Annotated in this window: 19 protein-coding genes; 8 read left to right on the top strand and 11 right to left on the bottom strand. The window is 57.2% G+C overall.

Annotated features, from left to right (window positions below; genetic code table 11):
* Positions 1 to 67 precede the first annotated feature (67 nt).
* Complete coding sequence (gene sodC, locus ABLV04_RS07425) at positions 68 to 589, top strand: superoxide dismutase [Cu-Zn] SodC (RefSeq protein WP_023289937.1); 522 nt, start codon at positions 68 to 70, stop codon at positions 587 to 589.
* Here the strand turns inward: sodC and ABLV04_RS07420 are convergent.
* Genes ABLV04_RS07420 through ABLV04_RS07410 form a run of 3 tightly spaced genes read right to left on the bottom strand, consistent with a single transcriptional unit; the run spans position 582 to position 3,749 of the window.
* Positions 582 to 2,606, bottom strand: coding sequence for an FUSC family protein (locus ABLV04_RS07420; protein WP_205425460.1), 2,025 nt, complete (start codon positions 2,604 to 2,606; stop codon positions 582 to 584). The genes sodC and ABLV04_RS07420 overlap by 8 nt on opposite strands.
* Entirely contained in the window at positions 2,606 to 3,502 is an 897-nt protein-coding gene (locus ABLV04_RS07415; protein WP_180265632.1) for an HlyD family secretion protein, read from the bottom strand. Before ABLV04_RS07415 ends, ABLV04_RS07420 begins: the two co-directional genes overlap by 1 nt.
* Positions 3,503 to 3,512: 10 nt before the next feature.
* Positions 3,513 to 3,749, bottom strand: coding sequence for a DUF1656 domain-containing protein (locus ABLV04_RS07410; RefSeq protein WP_032453115.1), 237 nt, complete (start codon positions 3,747 to 3,749; stop codon positions 3,513 to 3,515).
* 172 nt (positions 3,750 to 3,921) lie between these two features.
* On the opposite strand from ABLV04_RS07410, the gene slyA reads away from it, so the two are divergent.
* Positions 3,922 to 4,362: a transcriptional regulator SlyA gene (gene slyA, locus ABLV04_RS07405; protein ID WP_004143833.1), complete on the top strand. Its 441-nt coding sequence runs from the start codon at positions 3,922 to 3,924 to the stop codon at positions 4,360 to 4,362.
* 34 nt (positions 4,363 to 4,396) lie between these two features.
* On the opposite strand, the gene ABLV04_RS07400 is transcribed toward slyA, so the two are convergent.
* Together ABLV04_RS07400 and slyB are read right to left on the bottom strand one after the other, a co-directional pair.
* Positions 4,397 to 5,758 carry a GGDEF domain-containing protein gene (locus ABLV04_RS07400; RefSeq protein ID WP_048297644.1) on the bottom strand — a complete coding sequence of 454 codons (1,362 nt, stop codon included), beginning with the start codon at positions 5,756 to 5,758 and terminating at the stop codon, positions 4,397 to 4,399.
* 224 nt (positions 5,759 to 5,982) lie between these two features.
* Positions 5,983 to 6,450, bottom strand: a complete 468-nt coding sequence (gene slyB, locus ABLV04_RS07395; protein WP_002907749.1) for an outer membrane lipoprotein SlyB — start codon at positions 6,448 to 6,450, stop codon at positions 5,983 to 5,985.
* A 268-nt stretch (positions 6,451 to 6,718) separates the two neighbouring features.
* Here slyB and anmK point away from each other — a divergent pair, with 268 nt between their 5' ends.
* The 6 genes from anmK to pdxY all read left to right on the top strand — a co-directional run bounded on the left by anmK (position 6,719) and on the right by pdxY (position 11,294).
* A complete protein-coding gene (gene anmK, locus ABLV04_RS07390; RefSeq protein ID WP_023289931.1) occupies positions 6,719 to 7,843 on the top strand; it encodes an anhydro-N-acetylmuramic acid kinase in 1,125 nt (374 codons plus the stop codon).
* A gap of 92 nt (positions 7,844 to 7,935) precedes the next feature.
* Positions 7,936 to 8,259: a C-type lysozyme inhibitor gene (gene mliC, locus ABLV04_RS07385; RefSeq protein ID WP_032428867.1), complete on the top strand. Its 324-nt coding sequence runs from the start codon at positions 7,936 to 7,938 to the stop codon at positions 8,257 to 8,259.
* A 57-nt stretch (positions 8,260 to 8,316) separates the two neighbouring features.
* Positions 8,317 to 8,973: a pyridoxamine 5'-phosphate oxidase gene (gene pdxH, locus ABLV04_RS07380; RefSeq protein WP_032428866.1), complete on the top strand. Its 657-nt coding sequence runs from the start codon at positions 8,317 to 8,319 to the stop codon at positions 8,971 to 8,973.
* Positions 8,974 to 9,111 carry a hypothetical protein gene (locus ABLV04_RS07375; protein ID WP_017901085.1) on the top strand — a complete coding sequence of 46 codons (138 nt, stop codon included), beginning with the start codon at positions 8,974 to 8,976 and terminating at the stop codon, positions 9,109 to 9,111.
* Positions 9,098 to 10,372, top strand: a complete 1,275-nt coding sequence (gene tyrS, locus ABLV04_RS07370; protein WP_180265634.1) for a tyrosine--tRNA ligase — start codon at positions 9,098 to 9,100, stop codon at positions 10,370 to 10,372. The genes ABLV04_RS07375 and tyrS overlap by 14 nt, the downstream gene beginning before the upstream one ends.
* 61 nt (positions 10,373 to 10,433) lie before the next feature.
* A complete protein-coding gene (pdxY, locus tag ABLV04_RS07365) occupies positions 10,434 to 11,294 on the top strand; it encodes a pyridoxal kinase PdxY (protein WP_023289928.1) in 861 nt (286 codons plus the stop codon).
* Positions 11,295 to 11,336: 42 nt separating this feature from the next.
* Here the strand turns inward: pdxY and gstA are convergent, their stop codons facing one another.
* The 6 genes from gstA to rsxD all read right to left on the bottom strand — a co-directional run bounded on the left by gstA (position 11,337) and on the right by rsxD (position 17,182).
* On the bottom strand, positions 11,337 to 11,942 hold the full coding sequence (gstA, locus tag ABLV04_RS07360) for a glutathione transferase GstA (RefSeq protein ID WP_032453112.1): 606 nt from the start codon (positions 11,940 to 11,942) through the stop codon (positions 11,337 to 11,339).
* 110 nt (positions 11,943 to 12,052) lie between these two features.
* Entirely contained in the window at positions 12,053 to 13,558 is a 1,506-nt protein-coding gene (gene dtpA / locus ABLV04_RS07355; protein WP_023289927.1) for a dipeptide/tripeptide permease DtpA, read from the bottom strand.
* Between the two features lie 602 nt (positions 13,559 to 14,160).
* Positions 14,161 to 14,796, bottom strand: coding sequence for an endonuclease III (gene nth / locus ABLV04_RS07350; RefSeq protein ID WP_023289926.1), 636 nt, complete (start codon positions 14,794 to 14,796; stop codon positions 14,161 to 14,163).
* Position 14,797: 1 nt separating this feature from the next.
* On the bottom strand, positions 14,798 to 15,496 hold the full coding sequence (locus ABLV04_RS07345) for an electron transport complex subunit E (protein ID WP_023289925.1): 699 nt from the start codon (positions 15,494 to 15,496) through the stop codon (positions 14,798 to 14,800).
* 2 nt (positions 15,497 to 15,498) lie between these two features.
* Entirely contained in the window at positions 15,499 to 16,119 is a 621-nt protein-coding gene (rsxG, locus tag ABLV04_RS07340) for an electron transport complex subunit RsxG (RefSeq protein ID WP_032453110.1), read from the bottom strand.
* 10 nt (positions 16,120 to 16,129) lie between these two features.
* Positions 16,130 to 17,182 (bottom strand): electron transport complex subunit RsxD, encoded by a 1,053-nt coding sequence (gene rsxD / locus ABLV04_RS07335; RefSeq protein WP_032453109.1) that lies wholly within the window; start codon positions 17,180 to 17,182, stop codon positions 16,130 to 16,132.
* Positions 17,183 to 17,356 lie beyond the last annotated feature (174 nt).

The following is a 17,356-nucleotide window of genomic DNA, read 5'->3' as shown; positions in this document are numbered from 1 at the left end:
GGCATTTCGCCTCCGGAAACCTGTTCCTGGTTTACACTTAACAGGGAGACAGCCATCCGGAGGTGTTATGCAACGATGTATTCTCGCTATCCTTTCCCTCGCATTTTGCGCTGGCGCACAGGCCGTCAGTGAAGATGTGCAACTTAATCTCGTGACCAGCCAGGGCGTTGGTCAATCCATCGGCAGTGTAAAAATCACCGAAACCGACCGCGGACTCGAATTTGCTCCCGATCTGCGAGCGTTGCCGCCGGGCAAGCACGGCTTTCATATCCATGCTGAAGGTAGCTGCCAGCCGGCGATGAAAGAGGGCAAAGCCGTAGCCGCCGGAGCGGCGGGCGGACATTACGATCCGCAACATACCGGTAAACATGAAGGGCCGCTGGGCACCGGACATCTTGGCGATTTGCCCCTGCTGGTGGTCAACGACGCGGGCGTGGCTGACCAGCCGATTATCGCTCCGCGTCTGAAAACGCTGGCGGAAGTGAAAGGCAAAGCGCTGATGGTTCATGTCGGCGGCGATAATATGGCCGACAGTCCGCAGCCGCTGGGCGGCGGCGGCGAACGGTTTGCCTGCGGGGTGATTAAGTAATCTTTTCGCCAATCGTTCCGGCGACCGGAGCCTGTTCCAGCTGCGATAGCGCGCAATACAGTCGCCAGATCGCGGCGGCCAGCTCCCGGGCCGCCGGCTGATGATGGCGGTTCAGAACCTCGCAGATCCGCAGCAGCTCCTGCAGCGTGGTGGCCAGCGGCCGCTGCTGCACGCCGCGCTCGCTCATGACATCGCGCAGCAGGTTGATACACAGATCGCGCACCTGGGCGAGCGGATCGGAGCGGGTTTCCCACTCGCGAAGCTGCCAGACCACGTGGGAGCAGTTCAGCAAGACCACTCCCCAGCGCAGTAGCCAGCGGCGCGCCAGCGCATCCTGGCTCTGACTGAGCTGGCTGACGTGGTGATATACCAGCGATTCAAATTCGTGCTCGCTGTGCTGGGGGCGGCGGCTGAGCTGATCGACAAAGTGACGCCGTAACGCTCTGATGTGCCGTCGCCCTTTGCGGGCGTCCGAGCCGGGACTGAGCACCGCAAAAGCCAGCCACGCAAAGCCCACGCCGACAATCTTGCTTAAATTGTCATTGAAAAAGGCCGCATAGTCGTACACCGGTGGGTTGGTGACGGAGATAAACGAGCCCATAAAGACGATAAGCTGCCCCCACAGGCCGGCAAATTTTGGCCACTGCAGCTTGAGTAACTGCATGGTGGTCAGCAACGGGAACAGAAACAGCAGGAACTGCCACAGGTCGGTGATCTGCACCATCAGGCCAAATTTCACCACAAAACTGAACAGCGACAGCAGGACCAGGGTCTGCATCAGCAGGGTTAGCGAGCGAAACGGCGAGGCCGACACCGAGTAGAGTACGCAGCAGATGGAGGCCAGGGTCAGGGCCGCCGCGCAGCTGGTCCACTGGGTACTGATCCCCCACGCGCCTATCGCCACCAGGGCGCAAAAGGTACGAATGCCGTTGAGCAGGGCTTCCGCCTGGTCCGTGTGGCGGGTCAGCGCGGGTGCGGAAGGAACATTGAACTCGGCGATCGCTGAGGCATTTTCAACCCGGCGGATCCAGCGGCTGCTTTCCAGATAAATGCGGCAGAAATAGCGTAACCGCGCCCAGAAGGCGAGGTGGCGGTAATCCGCGCCCGGCGGCGGCGCCAGCGGCGCCAGAATGCGGGCGACGTGATAGCTGTCAGCATGGGCGGTGGCGAGCTCCGCAAGCAACGACTCCAGCACCTGGCGGGTATTGGCCGGGGCGTCAGGCCAGTTCAGCAGCATACGCCGCAGGCTGGAAATGACGCTGGTCATTCGGAGCTGTTGGTGCAGCAGGTAGTTCAGCAGGGGATTCTGCCGACGGAAGCGGTAGTGGCTCCAAAAGGCCTGGATGCGCAGCAGGTTCATGGTCAGGATCTGGCCAATTACGCTTTCATGGGCGGTGCGGATAGCATCCGTCGTTTCCGGTACCCACAGCAGACTGGCGTGCTCCAGCAGGCGGGCGTGCATGGTTTTCAGAGCCGTCAGCAGGTTGCTGCCATCGGAGGTGCTGGGCAGGATCATCATCATCAACCCGCCGCACAGGATCCCGACGATGACTTCGCAGACGCGCGACTGGGCAATCACCCATAGCTCGTAGCTGTCGCTGATATTAATCACCGGAAAGGCGATGATGGCGCAGGTATAGCCCGCCAGCTGAAAGGCGTAGGCCACGTTGTTGGTGAACAGGGCGCAGGCCCAGGTGCAGAGCGCCAGCCAGCCGGAGATACTGAACAGGAACAGCCAGGGATCGTTGAGCGTATGGCCCGCCAGCAGCAGGGCGGCGCAGGCGCCGAGCAGGCTGCCGGCAATGCGGCCAAAACTTTTACTGATCACCCCGCCGACGGTGGGAAAGCTGACCACCGCCGCGGAGGTCATCGCCCAGTAGGGCTCATCCAGATCCAGCGCATAGGCGATGCTCAGCGCAAGACACATGGCGATGCCGTTACGCAGCGCGTATCGCCACTGCGGTCGGGTGGCTTTAACCCAGGGCAGCGTGCGCCATGACAGGGTCTGCAGATTCATCACTGTCCGCCGATCGAGACGGTGCAGGTGGTGCCGGAGACCAGAGTGACATCGGCCGGCAAGCTATCAAAGGCAATCCGCACCGGGACGCGCTGGGCGAGGCGGACCCAGGGGATATTCGGTTTGATATTGGCCACCAGCCCGGTTCCCTGTTCCACGCTCTGGTCGACAATCGCGCGACCGATGCTGGCGACATGCCCCTGCAGCGTCTGCTGATTGCTGTAGAGAATGATTTGCGCCGGATCGCCGATGCGAATATGGCGCAGTTTGGTCTCTTCAAAGTAGCCCAGCACATAGAACGAATGGCTGTCCACCAGGGCAAATATCGGATGGCCGGTGGTGGCGTAATCGCCGACCCGGGTGGAGAGGTTAGTCACCCAGCCGTCTACCGGCGCTTTGACTACCGTCTGGCTGAGCTGCCACTGCGCATGCTTTAGCGCCGCCTCGGTGACACCGACTCCCGCTCTGGCGGCCGCCAGGGTGGTGGTGGCGGTATTCAGGGCGGTATTGGCGTTTTCAAGGTCTTCAGCCGAGATGGCATTCTGCGACAGGTTTCTGCGACGGCGGGCTTCGCTGGCGGCTTTGCTTTGCTCCGCCTGCGCTTTCGCCACCTCAGCTTGCGCTTTCGCCAGCTGCGCCTGGGCGTTCAGCACCGCAATGCGGTAGGGGGTGTCGTCGATGGTAAACAAGACTTCACCGGCCTTGACTCGCTGGTTATCGGCCACGTTAAGCTGCAGAATACTGCCGGAGACCTGAGGGGTGATCCCGACCTGCTCGGCGCGCACTTTCCCGTCGCGGGTCCAGGGGGACTGAGTGTAGAAATTCCATAACAACCACGCGGCAACCAGTGCGATGGCCGCCACCAACAGCGTTGACAAATATTTTAATTTTTTCATAGCAGGTAGATCACCAGGCAATCAATAACAGCAGGGCCAGACAGACCGCGAGCGCGAACAGGGAGAGATCCATCAGCAGGGGATGCCAGATGTCGCCCGCATACATCCAGTCACGCAGCTGGCGATGTAAAAACAGCCAGATAAAGAAGCCCAGCAAGACGGCTTTGAACAACGGAGGGAAATAGACGGATGCGCCGAACATCAGGTCCTGCAGCGGCAATCCGGATGAATTAAGACTCAGTTTCACAAGCAAAAATCCTTTGCCATAACAGGGATAACCTCAGGACGTGCTACTCTTTAACAGTGTAAATCATTGTTTTGGTTTTTGTTGAATCAAGTAATTCATTTGTTTTGATTATTCAAATGCTGCACACTATTCTAAAATCAGTATAATAACTTAGCAAGCTAATTATAAGGAGATGAAATTGGAATCGCCACTTGGTTCTGATCTGGCACGTTTAGTTCGCGTCTGGCGCGCGCTAATCGACCATCGCCTGAAACCTCTGGAGTTAACGCAGACCCACTGGGTCACGCTGCATAACATCCACCAGCTGCCGCCTGAGCAGTCGCAGATCCAGCTGGCGAAAGCCATCGGTATTGAACAACCGTCGCTGGTGCGTACGCTCGATCAGCTGGAGGAGAAAGGGCTTATTTCTCGCCAGACCTGCGCAAGCGATCGGCGGGCCAAACGCATCAAGTTGACTGAAAAAGCCGAACCGCTGATCAATGAGATGGAAGAGGTGATAGGCAAGACCCGCGATGAAATCCTCTCGGGGGTCTCGAAGCAGGAAGTGGAGACGTTGCTCCACTTAATTCGTAAACTTGAACAAAATATCCTCGATCTCCAAGCGAAAGATTAATCCTTTTGCGGCCCGGGCTATCCCGGGCCTTTTTTTACCCGCCCTGGCGTCGCCAGATCACCACCCGGTTACGTCCGCTGTTTTTTGCTTCATACATGGCTTCGTCCGCACGCTGGACGCACTCCTCCGCCGTCACACTTCTGTCATGGGTGGTATACACCCCCATGCTGATGGTCATCCGCTCTGGCAGAGCGGTCTGCTCGGCGCTGACCGCCAGACGGATGCGCTCGGCGATCGCCTGCGCCTCGTTCTCTGAGGTGTTGACCAGCAGCAGGGCAAACTCCTCACCGCCGATGCGGGCGGCGACATCATCCTTGCGCGAATGGCTGTCCAGCACCGAGGCGGCAAATTGGATCACCTTGTCGCCGGCGATGTGGCCGTAGTTATCGTTGATGCGTTTGAAATGGTCGAGGTCGCTGATAATCACCGACAGCGGATGCTGGGCCTTCACCTTCGCCAGCTGCTGGTTTAGGGTGTCATAGAAGAAGCTGCGGTTATAGAGGCGGGTCAGCGGGTCGCGGATCGAATTCTGGTAGGAGTTGACATACTTGTGGTTAGACTCCCGATAGAGGATAAAGACGTCGACCAGCAGCACCAGGATCAGGAACAGGGTGCACAGCGTTTCAAAAAAACGCGCCTGATACCAGGCCTGATCGAGTTCCCCAACGGTAGAGAGCAGCCGGAAGAGGGTGAACAAATATGCGCTACAAAAAAAAGCGCCGCTATACCAGAAAATATTGCGCAGTTTGCTCAAGCAAATTATTAATATTAGCGTGATAAACCAGACTGCCATCAGCAGCCAGCTGATAATACTTTGCCACAGCGGGGTGAAAGTATGATTCAGGTCGTCGATAAAATTGATGCTCAGCTTCGGCGAGTGGCTGGAGTACAGCCATGATAAATAAATAATGGTTAATACAAGAACAATACATGCCGCGAAAGTCATTACATGGGCTTTCCAGGAATGCATGATGCGCCGGCGGAAGTAATACAAAATAATTGATGACATGAATAAGATAGCCATCATTATATTGCGAAAGAAATAATATATGACGGCGTCATTTTGTTTCACCACCGGCGAGGGATTGCAGCTGAGCCAGTCCGGATAGCTGCTGAGCGTGCCCAGCATCAGCAACGCCGAACAGGCAAAGCCGAAAGCGACAGGGGTCAGATACAGGCGACGCTTGCTGCTCCAGTATTTCATGCCCATAAAACAGGCAATAGTGATATGAAACACCATCAGAAAACTGGTCAGCAGAGGAAATAGTGTAGATGAAGTGCTGTTGAATCTGGTGTGAAAAAAGTCCGTCAACCCGGTCATGCCGACCCCGGCCAGTAAACAAATACAAATATAAACGATAAGACGTTTAACGATATGATTCATGTGTTTGGGCATAGACAATATTCCACAGGGAAAAGCAAGGGCAACGATATTGCGTCGACATAAAAAGAGTAATGTGCAGAAGAGTAGTCGGGGATGACTGATAAAATATTGCGCAGGCGCAATGATTAATGCAATTCAAAAATTAAGATGTCTGAATGCTAATGCGAAGCTATTAGGGGGTAATAAATGCAGAGGAATAATACGATGCGGCATAACCGGCCGCATCGTCAGAGGGATTATCGAGGAGAGACGGTGACCTGGCTGCCGCTGCCGGCAATCGCCACGCGCTGACCCACGGAGAACGGGGTGCTGCCCTGTTTCTGCACCACCATAATGGTATTGCCGTCATCCTTACGGATTTCCAGTTCCACGCCCTGGGTTTTATTCATCGCACCCTGCACGCCCTGACCGGCTACGCCGCCCGCGACCGCACCTGCCGCTGTGGCCAGAGAGCGTCCGGTACCGCCGCCGATGGTGTTCCCGAGGAACCCACCCAGCACCGCACCGCCAATCGCCCCGATGGCATTGCTGTCGTCGCCGCTCTGGATCTGTACGGCGCGGGTATGCACGATGGTACCGTATGTCACGCTCTGCACCTGTTTGGCTTCAGATGCGGAATAAACATCGCCGGACAGGCCGCTGCTGCTCACGCAGCCTGCGAGCGTGAAACCAATCATCGATACAGCCAAAACACGTAAAATCATTTATGAATCTCCTGTTCACCGAAGGTGTTCAATTGAACGTCCATGCGGTTAATTATATGGCATTTAGTCGTCGGCGGGCATAGCTTCTCTCCGGACTATACAAAAAATAATAATTAATGGTGCTTCAACCATAACTAAACGCCGGTTCTTTACGATGTTCTCTGAATTGTCGCTCTATTGTTAAAAAGTATTATTACAACATAGCATTAGCGGACACTTTATGGTGGAGTGAAGGATATACAAGGGTCATGGAATGAAGGAACAACGTATGAGATCGGGTCGCTTTATTGGCGTTATGTCTGGTACCAGCCTTGATGGTATCGATGTCGTTTTGGCTGCCATCAATGAAAACATGGTGGCGCAGCAGGCCAGTCTCACCTGGCCCATCCCACACGCGATAAAAGAAGAGATTCTGGCGATTTGCCAGGGCCAGTCATTGACCCTTTCACAGCTAGGTCGTCTGGACACCCGACTGGGGCGGCTGTTTGCCGATGCCGTGCTGGCGCTGATGCGTCAGGAAAAGCTCAAACCCACCGACGTTATTGCCATCGGCTGCCATGGACAGACCGTATGGCATGAACCCCAGGGCGACGCGCCGCATACGATGCAAATTGGCGATAACAACCAGATCGCCGCCCACACCGGCGTCACCGTGGTGGGGGATTTTCGTCGCCGGGATATGGCGCTTGGCGGGCAAGGGGCGCCGCTGGTGCCGGCATTCCATCATGCGCTGCTGGCGCACCCCGTTGAGCGGCGGATGGTGCTCAATATCGGCGGGATCGCTAATGTATCGCTGCTGGTGCCGGGCCAGCCGGTGCGGGGCTATGATACCGGACCGGGAAATATGTTGCTGGACGCCTGGATCTGGCGCCAGCAGGGCAAACCGTACGATAAGGACGCCCAATGGGCCAGCGAAGGCAAAGTGCTCCTGCCGCTGCTGCAGGATATGCTGAGCGATCCATGGTTTGCCCTGCCGGCGCCGAAAAGCACCGGTCGGGAATATTTCAATTACGGCTGGCTGGAGCAGCATCTGGCTCGTTATCCTGGGCTGCGCGGGCAGGATGTGCAGGCAACGCTCGCGGAATTAACCGCCGTGACCATCAGTGAGCAGGTATTGTTAAGCGGCGGCTGCGAGCGTTTGTTAGTGTGCGGCGGCGGCGCGCGTAACCCATTGTTAATGGCGCGCCTGGCGGCCCTGCTGCCAGGAACCGAAGTCTCCACCACCGATGAGGCGGGGATCAGCGGCGATGATATGGAAGCGCTGGCCTTTGCCTGGCTGGCCTGGCGCACGATCGCCGGCCTGCCGGGTAATCTGCCCTCCGTGACCGGCGCCAGCGAAGCCACGGTGCTGGGCGCCATTTTCCCTGCTAACCCGCCGCAGAATCGGAGTTAACTGAAATCTTAAAGACGACGCGACCGGTAAACTGGACAAGTTAAGCGGAGGGCGGAGTGCCCTCCGTGACCGGGAAAGTCGAAGGCAAACGAATGAAAAAAATTCTTATCGCAGTTGTACCTTTTATGCTGGCGGGCTGTAGCTACTACAACCAGTTTGTCGAGCGGATGCAGACGGACACGCTGGAGTATCAATGCGACCAGAAACCGTTGACGGTCCATCGCAATAACCAACGCCAGCAGGTTAGTTTTATCTATGACAATCAGCAGCTGAATCTGTCAGAGGGGCTGTCGGCTTCCGGCGCGCGCTACACCGACGGCGTCTATGTCTTCTGGTCGAAAGGCGATACCGCCACCGTCTATAAGCGCGACCGCATCGTCCTCGATAACTGCCAGCTGCAGACCGCCAAACGTTGAGATTTCTGTCCGGGGGGCGCACAATAACGCCACCTTTTGACTATATCCTCAATGGCCATGTCTGATAACGACGAACTCCAGCAAATCGCGCACTTGCGCCGTGAATACACCCGTGGCGGTTTGCGTCGCCACGATCTTCCTGCTGAACCTCTGCCGCTGTTTGAGCGCTGGCTGCGTCAGGCCTGCGACGCGAAACTCGCCGACCCAACGGCCATGGTGGTTGCCACCGTTGATGAGCGCGGCCAACCCTATCAGCGCATTGTGCTGCTTAAGCATTACGACGAAAAAGGGCTGGTGTTTTATACCAACCTCGGCAGCCGCAAAGCCCATCAGATTGAAAATAACCCGCAGGTCAGCCTGCTGTTTCCGTGGCATATGCTGGAGCGCCAGGTGATGGTGATCGGCAAAGCGGAACGCCTGTCGACGCTGGAGGTGGTCAAATATTTCCACAGCCGCCCGCGTGACAGCCAGATCGGCGCCTGGGTCTCGCAACAGTCGAGCCGGATCTCTGCCCGCGGTATCCTGGAGAGCAAATTCCTCGAGCTGAAGCAGAAATTCCAGCAGGGTGAAGTGCCCCTGCCGAGTTTCTGGGGCGGATTCCGCGTCAGCATCGAGCAGATGGAGTTCTGGCAGGGGGGTGAACATCGCCTGCACGATCGCTTTTTATACCAGCGCGATAACGGCGCCTGGAAAATCGACCGCCTGGCACCGTAATTGCCGAAATTAGTTATCGAAGCGCTGGCGCTGAAAGGGCCGGCGCTTTATTCTATGTACTTTTCGCATCTGGCGAAAAGTCGTGTACCGGCAGAGGTGCAGTCGTTTATACATGGAGAATTTGATGGCAAGCAGTAACTTGATTAAACAATTGCAAGAGCGGGGGCTGGTAGCCCAGGTGACGGACGAGGAAGCGTTAGCAGAGCGACTGGCGCAAGGCCCGATCGCGCTCTATTGCGGCTTCGATCCTACCGCTGACAGCTTGCATTTGGGGCATCTTGTTCCATTGTTATGCCTGAAACGCTTCCAGCAGGCAGGTCATAAACCTGTGGCGCTGGTGGGCGGCGCTACCGGTCTGATTGGCGACCCAAGCTTTAAAGCCGCTGAGCGTAAGCTTAATACCGAGGATACCGTGCAGGAGTGGGTGGATAAAATCCGCAAACAGGTAGCCCCGTTCCTTGATTTTGACTGCGGCGACAACTCGGCGATCGCGGCGAACAACTATGACTGGTTTGGCAGCATGAACGTGCTGACCTTCCTGCGCGATATTGGTAAACACTTCTCTGTTAACCAGATGATCAACAAAGAAGCGGTGAAGCAGCGCCTGAATCGTGACGATCAGGGCATCTCCTTTACCGAGTTTTCTTACAATCTGCTGCAGGGTTACGACTTCGCCTGCCTGAACAAGCTGCACGGCGTGGCGCTGCAGATTGGCGGCTCCGACCAGTGGGGCAACATTACCTCCGGTATCGATCTGACGCGTCGTCTGCACCAGAACCAGGTGTTTGGCCTCACCGTGCCGCTGATTACCAAAGCGGACGGTACCAAGTTCGGCAAAACCGAGGGCGGCGCCGTGTGGCTGGATCCGAAAAAGACCAGTCCGTATAAATTCTACCAGTTCTGGATCAACACCGCGGATGCTGATGTCTATCGCTTCCTCAAGTTCTTCACCTTTATGGACATCGCAGAGATCAATGCCCTGGAAGAAGAAGATAAAAACAGCGGTAAAGCGCCGCGCGCCCAGTACGTGCTGGCAGAGCAGGTGACGCGTCTGGTGCACGGCGAAGAGGGCCTGGAAGCGGCGAAACGCATTACCGAGAGCCTGTTCAACGGCAACCTGAGCGACCTGAGCGAAGCTGACTTCGAACAGCTGGCTCAGGACGGCGTGCCGATGATTGAGATGGAAAAGGGCGCCGATCTGCTGCAGGCGCTGGTGGATTCCGTGCTGCAGCCGTCCCGCGGCCAGGCGCGTAAAACCGTCGCCTCTAACGCAGTGACCATCAACGGTGAAAAACAGGCCGATCCGGAATATGTTTTTGCCGACAGCGATCGCCTGTTCGGCCGCTACACCTTGCTGCGCCGCGGTAAGAAGAATTACTGCCTGGTCTGCTGGAAATAAAAAAATACTACCAGGGCGTGGGAAACCACGCCCTTTTTCTTTTTAGGGTTGTGGTAAGAAAATGAAGAACATCCTCGCCATTCAGTCTCACGTTGTGTTTGGCCACGCCGGCAACAGTGCCGCCGAGTTCCCGATGCGCCGCCTGGGCGCCAATGTCTGGCCCCTCAATACCGTACAGTTCTCTAACCACACGCAGTACGGCAAATGGACCGGCTGTGTGATGCCGCCTTCGCACCTGACGGAGATCGTCCAGGGCATCGCCGCTATCGATAAGCTGCAGACCTGCGATGCGGTACTGAGCGGCTATCTCGGCTCTGCTGAACAGGGCGAGCATATCCTGGGCATCGTGCGTCAGGTAAAAGCGGCCAATCCGGCGGCGAAGTATTTTTGTGACCCGGTGATGGGCCATCCGGAGAAGGGCTGCATCGTCGCCCCGGGCGTGGCGGAGTTCCACGTGCGCTATGCGCTGCCGGCCAGCGATATCATTGCGCCTAATCTGGTGGAGCTGGAGATCCTCTGCGGTCATCCGGTCGCCAGCGTGAGCGAGGCGGTGGCCGCCGCGCGGGAGCTGATTGCCCAGGGGCCGGAGGTGGTGCTGGTTAAGCATCTTTCCCGCGCCGGCATGAGCATGGACCGTTTTGAGATGCTGCTGGTGACCGCAGATGAAGCCTGGCATATCAGCCGGCCGCTGGTGGATTTTGGCCTGCGTCAGCCGGTGGGCGTTGGCGATGTGACCAGCGGTCTGCTGCTGGTGAAACTGCTGCAGGGCGCCAGCCTGCGCGACGCGCTTGAGCACGTCACCGCCGCAGTGTACGAGATCATGTTGACCACCAAAAACATGCAGGAGTATGAACTGCAGGTGGTGGCGGCGCAGGATCGTATTGCTGTGCCGGAGCACTGCTTCAGCGCCACCCGACTGTAACTTTCCGACTCTGCCCGGCAGAGCGCCGGGCAGTCTCTGGTCTTACTTTAAGCCTTCCGCTGCCAGTGCGTCAGCCACTGCCGGACGCGCCGCCACCTGCGCCATCCAGCTGCCGATATGACTACAGGCGGCCATATCCAGTTTAATCGCATAGCCCCAGCGCAGCACCGTGAACAGATAACCATCGGCGATAGTGAAGCGATGGCCGGTGAGCCACTGTTTATCCGCCAGCGAGGCATCCACGTACTGCAGTTTTTTCTCGAGCAACGCGCGCGCAACGGGCTTATAGTCCTCCGGGGTGTCCGGGCGGAACAGCGGCGTAAAGCCTTTGTGCAGTTCGGTAGCGACGTAGTTCAGCCATTCCAGGGTCTGGTAACGGGCAACGGAGCCCACGGGCGCCAGAAGATGGCGGTCCGGCACCTGATCGGCGATGTACTGCATAATAGCCACGCCCTCAGTAAGCAGGATGTCATCATCCAGCAGCAGCGCCGGCACCTGACCTTTCGGGTTGATCAGCAGATAATCTTCCCCGTTTTCCAGCTGTTTCCTTGCCAGATCCACGCTCTGCAAAGTGAAATCCAGGCCGCTTTCGCGCAGGGCGATGTGTGAGGCGAGGGAACAGGCGCCGGGTTTGTAGAACAGTTTCATGCGTTACTCCTCGTGGCTGCAGTTTTCTGTATGTTAGTCCCGCCAGGGGTAAAAAAAAAGCCGCTAACCTAACGTTAGCGGCTTAAAAATAATTGGTTTTCCCTGCGGCGTCAGGCTGCCGCGGTTTCGCGTGCTTTTACGTCCGCGCTGTCGTCCTGAGTCATTCGGTTCAGCTTCGGCGCGGTCAGCAGCATCAGGGCGGCGATGACCGCGGTGACGATACCGATCTGCAGGAACACGTGGCCATACACTTCCAGCGACACCAGCGGATCGGTGACGTTTTCCGGTACCGCCATCAGGTTGGCGATTTTCCCGGCGATGATTGCCGCACCGGCGGTGGTGAGGAACCAGCTGCCCATAATGAAGCCCATCAGACGCTGGGGAACCAGCTGAGCGACCATCGCCAGGCCGAGGCCGGAAATCATCAGCTCACCGATAGACTGCAGCGCGTAGCTCAGAATCAGCCAGTTAACCGAGACGATACCGGCGTCGCTGGCGAACTTCGCCCCTAAAGGCAGGACGAGGAACGCGCCGGAGCACAGCACCATACCGATAGCGAACTTGTGCGGCATCGGCAGGCGGTCGCCCATCTTGTTATAGATGGCGGCCAGAATAGGGCTACCAATCATGATCCAGAACGGGTTCAGCGCCTGATACTGTTCCGGCTCGAAGGCGAGGCCGAGGATCGAGTGCTCCACGTTGCGGATAGCAAAGAAGTTCAGAGAGGTCGGCATCTGGCTGTACAGTACGAAGAAGACGATCGCTTCTACCATCAGCAGGAAGGCGACGATCATTTTGCGACGCGCGGCGCCTTTCAGGCCCATCGCCTCTTTGGCGAAAATCACCACGATACCCAGCGCGATGACGCCCAGCGCCATACGTGCGATACCCTGGTTGTGCAGCAGCCAGGTAGCGATAGCGACCAGCACCACCACGCCAGCGATGGTCGCCAGCAGTTTACCCATATGCACCGGGGCAAAGTCCGGTTTCGAACCGTACTGTTTCACCCATTTCTGGCAGAAGGCGAAGTTAATGATGGTGATCACCATCCCCACCACGCTCAGGGCGAAGGCGACGCTCCAGCCGAAACGCGCGGCCAGCCACGGAGTTGCCAGCATCGAGAAGAACGAACCGATGTTGATGGACATGTAGTACATGGTAAATGCACCGTCCAGACGCGGATCGTTTTTGTCATAGCAGGTAGAAAGCAGGGAAGACGGGTTGGCTTTAAACAGGCCGTTACCGACGGCGATAGTCGCCATACCCATATAGACGATAGCGGCGTCATGACCGGACCAGGCGACCAGCGCATAGCCGATGGCCAGCACGATAGCGCCCAGCATAATGACGCGTTTGGTACCCAGCACTTTATCGCCCAGCCAGCCGCCAATGGCGACCAGGCCATAAACCAGCGCGCTAAAGGAGGAGAACAGAGTAATGGAATCCGCTTCCGACATACCCAGCTGTTTTACCAGGTAAACGGCCATGATCCCTTGCAGGCCGTAGTAACCAAAACGCTCCCACAACTCGATCGAGAAAATGAGATAGAACGCGCGTGGTTGTTTGAAAGCGTTCAGACTCACGCTTTCTGCTGGTTTATTGTTTGCAGTAGACACATATACCTCTTTTTTTACATCCCATATTTACTGGGGGGTGTTCGGGGCGCAATCTCGTTGGACCGCCGCCTTTATAGTTATTCTTGGAGGGAAAACGGCAGGTAATGTTCACTATCCTGGCGCATCAGGCAAGGCCTTTGTAATAATCTGTTACACATAATCAGGTCGGTATAATGCTCCGGACATATGAATGTTATACAGAGTTAAATTTCACCGTTACGTTATCGCTGCTATTTTTATCTTTTTGATTCGCCCATTTTTCCCGGAAAGGCGATATATTCTACTGATTGCGCAATAAAGTAGTGATATGGTCCATTATCCTAAAAATTCATGGCTTATTATCCTGATGATCGTTGATCAGCCGTTGTATTGCCTGACTTTTATTTCCATTTTAATAACATTCTTTCAACATCGAGTTGCGAGCATGATCTGGATCACAAATGCATAGAAATTTTGCGACGCTAAAAAATGAATGAGCTGGTTGTTTGTTATATAACCGGATAATAGCCCATGAAAATGCGGTTTATGTGGTGTTAACGGCGGGTTAAATAGCTAAATGCGGACCATAACCTAAAGTTAGGATATGGTCGTGAGTAAGACGATCAGGCGTAAACTTTGTCTTTGAATTCGCAAAGGTCTTCAATCAGGCAGGAGCCACAGCGCGGCTTGCGAGCGATACAGGTGTAACGGCCGTGCAGAATAAGCCAGTGATGGCAGTCGACCTTAAACTCGGCAGGAACCACCTTCAGCAGCTTCTCTTCCACCTGTTCGACGTTTTTCCCGGGGGCGAATTGCGTCCGGTTGCAAACGCGGAAGATATGGGTGTCCACGGCGATCGTCGGCCAACCAAAGGCGGTATTTAGCACCACGTTGGCGGTTTTGCGGCCCACGCCGGGCAACGCCTCCAGCGCCGCTCTGTCCTCCGGTACCTCGCCGTTGTGCTGCTCCAGCAGGATCCGGCAGGTTTTGATGACGTTTTCCGCTTTGCTGTTAAACAGGCCGATGGTTTTGATATAGGATTTCACGCCCTCCACCCCCAGCGCCAGCATCGCCGCAGGCGTATTGGCCACCGGGTAGAGTTTGGCTGTCGCTTTATTGACGCTCACGTCGGTCGCCTGCGCCGAGAGCAGGACGGCAATCAGCAGCTCAAACGGCGAGCTGAAGTGCAGCTCGGTGGTGGGGTGGGGATCGTTGTCCCGCAGCCTGGTAAGGATCGCCAGGCGTTTGGCTTTGTTCATATTACGCTTTCCCTGTCGCGTCAGACGGTGCGACAGAGTCGGCCCGGGCCGCCTGCGCCTTCCGCTGCTTGCTACGTTCATCGATAAGGTATTTTACCGCCAGCATCATGCCGAGGCCAATAAAGGCGCCTGGCGGCAGCATAGCCAGCAGGAAAGGAGTGTCTGTATGGAAAACCTCGATGCGCAGGACCTTTGCCCAACTGCCAAGCAGGCTGTCGGCGCCGTCAAACAGCGTGCCATTGCCGAGGATTTCGCGCAGGGAGCCCAGCACGAACATCGCGCAGGTGGCCCCCATACCGATAGAGAAGCCGTCCAGCGCCGACAGCGCCGGTCCTTTTTTGGCGGCAAAGGCTTCGGCGCGGCCCACCACGATGCAGTTGGTGACGATAAGCGGGATGAAAATCCCCAGCGACTGATACAGACCGAACGCATAGGCGTTGATCAGCATCTGCACCACGCTCACCACCGAGGCGATAATCATCACGTAGATCGGGATCCGAATCTCCGCCGGGGTCCAGCGGCGCAGGCTGGAGATGGTCAGGTTGGTCAGGGTCAACACCAGGGTCGTCGCCAGACCCAGCCCAAGGGCGTTGGTGGCGGTTGAGGTGACCGCCAGCAGGGGACACATCCCTAACAGCTGAACCAGAGCGGAGTTGTTTTTCCACAGACCCTGGACGATGACGTCTTTAACTTCGCTCATGGTTACTCTCCACAGGCGCTGAATTCAGGAAGTTGCGCAGGCAGCGTTTGTGCATACAGGCCTGCGCGCTTAACGGCATTGACCACCGCCCGGGGGGTGATGGTGGCGCCGGTGAACTGGTCAAAATCGCCGCCGTCTTTTTTGACCGCCCAGTGGCTGTCGCCCTGGCCGTGGATGACTTTCCCGGTAAAATGGGTGATCCAGTCCGACAGGCGCAGCTCGATTTTATCCCCCAGACCCGGGGTTTCATGATGCTCGGTCACGCGGGTGCCGAGGACCGTGCCGCTAAAATCGGCGGCCACCAGCAGCTGGATCGCTCCGGAATAGCCATCCGGCGCGGTGGCTTCCATGACCGCGCCGATCGGCTGGTCGTTATTTTTGGCTATCCACACTTTATGCTGGCCTTTGCCCAGCGCCGGGGCGCTGACCAGATAGCAGCTCTTGAGCAGATCGTTATTATAGCGGTCGGCAGGTAAAACCTGGTCGAATAACGCTTTCTGCTGCTGTGCCGCCTGCTGGTCGATGGTGCTTTTGGTCAACTCATTGATCGCCGCCGTTAGCCCGGTGGAGCCGGCGGCAAACAACGCCAGCGTGACGCCGTGTTTTCGCATGGTTTTTAACATCTTCGCTCTCTCAACGGTGGCCATACGCGCGCGGACGGGTGTAGTAATCGATCAGCGGCACGGTAATATTCGCCAGCAGAACGGCAAACGCCACGCCGTCCGGGTAACCGCCGAAGCTACGAATAAGCCACACCAACAGGCCGGCGAGGGCGCCAAAGATCAGACGGCCGCGGTTGGTTGTCGAAGCCGTCACCGGGTCGGTCAGAATAAAGAAGGCGCCAAGCATGGTGGCTCCGGAGAGCAAATGCATCTGCGGCGAGGCCAGACTCTGCGGCGAGAAGATCCAGCCGAGGGTCGCGCACAGGCCAAGGCTGACGAGGAAGCTGACCGGGATATGCCAGCGGATCGCTTTCTGCCACAGCAGAAATAGTCCGCCCGCCAGCCAGGCGATATTCACCCACTGCCAGCCCAGGCCCGCCAGAACGCCGCCGTAAACCGGCAACTGCAGTACCTGCTGGACGCTATGTCCGGCATGCAGGGAGGTTTTGAAGGTATCCAGCGGGGTTGCCTGGCTGATGCCGTCGATACCCAGCCGCAGGCTGGCCATGTCGCCTCCGGCGGCGGTATGACCGGTAAAGATCATCTGCAGCGTATCGCTGAACGCCGGGATATGGGCGGCAATCTCGTATGAAGGCAGCCAGGAGGTCATCTGCACCGGGAAGGAAATCAGCAGCACGACGTAGCCGATCATCGCCGGGTTGAAGGGGTTATGGCCGAGTCCACCGTACAACTGCTTGGCGATCACTATGGCAAAGGCGGTGCCGAGCACCACCATCCACCAGGGGGCCAGCGGCGGAATACTCACCGCCAGCAGCAGGCCAGTGAGCAGGGCGGAGTTATCCCTCAGGGTGGACGCAACAGGCTGTTTGCGCAGTTTGAGAATAGCGGCTTCCATTGCCCAGGCCGTCAGAGCGGCGAGGACAATCTGCAGGACGGTGCCCCAGCCGAAAAACCATGTCTGGACCACAATGCCAGGCACGGCGGCGAGCAGCACCAGCAGCATAATGCGCGAAGTCTGCCGCTGGTTATGGGTATAGGGGGAGCTTGCGATTCTGAAAACCATTTATTCCTCGTTAACTGCCTGCTGTGTTGCTTTGCGCGCCTGAACGCGGGCGATCGCCGCGGCGACGGCCGCTTTGCGTGGGTCGTCATTGGCTGCGGTTGACGCGATTTCCGCCTGGGCGGCCTGCTGTTCGGCTTTGCGCGCTTTGGCGCGGGCGATGGCGGCTTCCACCGC

The organism is Klebsiella sp. JN_Kp127 (assembly GCF_040062505.1).
In the GTDB taxonomy this organism is placed as follows: Bacteria; Pseudomonadota; Gammaproteobacteria; order Enterobacterales; family Enterobacteriaceae; genus Klebsiella; species Klebsiella quasipneumoniae.
Note: the sequence above shows the minus strand (reverse complement) of the source record. Positions and strands in the feature narration are given on the sequence as shown.

Bases quoted from the DNA above. Each gene is read 5' to 3' on its own strand.
- sodC (WP_023289937.1), top strand. From the start codon at position 68: ATGCAACGATGTATTCTCGCTATCCTTTCCCTCGCATTTTGCGCTGGC.
- ABLV04_RS07420 (WP_205425460.1), bottom strand. From the start codon at position 2,606: ATGAATCTGCAGACCCTGTCATGGCGCACGCTGCCCTGGGTTAAAGCC.
- ABLV04_RS07415 (WP_180265632.1), bottom strand. From the start codon at position 3,502: ATGAAAAAATTAAAATATTTGTCAACGCTGTTGGTGGCGGCCATCGCA.
- slyA (WP_004143833.1), top strand. From the start codon at position 3,922: ATGAAATTGGAATCGCCACTTGGTTCTGATCTGGCACGTTTAGTTCGC.
- ABLV04_RS07400 (WP_048297644.1), bottom strand. From the start codon at position 5,758: ATGCCCAAACACATGAATCATATCGTTAAACGTCTTATCGTTTATATT.
- slyB (WP_002907749.1), bottom strand. From the start codon at position 6,450: ATGATTTTACGTGTTTTGGCTGTATCGATGATTGGTTTCACGCTCGCA.
- anmK (WP_023289931.1), top strand. From the start codon at position 6,719: ATGAGATCGGGTCGCTTTATTGGCGTTATGTCTGGTACCAGCCTTGAT.
- mliC (WP_032428867.1), top strand. From the start codon at position 7,936: ATGAAAAAAATTCTTATCGCAGTTGTACCTTTTATGCTGGCGGGCTGT.
- pdxH (WP_032428866.1), top strand. From the start codon at position 8,317: ATGTCTGATAACGACGAACTCCAGCAAATCGCGCACTTGCGCCGTGAA.
- tyrS (WP_180265634.1), top strand. From the start codon at position 9,098: ATGGCAAGCAGTAACTTGATTAAACAATTGCAAGAGCGGGGGCTGGTA.
- pdxY (WP_023289928.1), top strand. From the start codon at position 10,434: ATGAAGAACATCCTCGCCATTCAGTCTCACGTTGTGTTTGGCCACGCC.
- gstA (WP_032453112.1), bottom strand. From the start codon at position 11,942: ATGAAACTGTTCTACAAACCCGGCGCCTGTTCCCTCGCCTCACACATC.
- nth (WP_023289926.1), bottom strand. From the start codon at position 14,796: ATGAACAAAGCCAAACGCCTGGCGATCCTTACCAGGCTGCGGGACAAC.
- ABLV04_RS07345 (WP_023289925.1), bottom strand. From the start codon at position 15,496: ATGAGCGAAGTTAAAGACGTCATCGTCCAGGGTCTGTGGAAAAACAAC.
- rsxG (WP_032453110.1), bottom strand. From the start codon at position 16,119: ATGTTAAAAACCATGCGAAAACACGGCGTCACGCTGGCGTTGTTTGCC.
- rsxD (WP_032453109.1), bottom strand. From the start codon at position 17,182: ATGGTTTTCAGAATCGCAAGCTCCCCCTATACCCATAACCAGCGGCAG.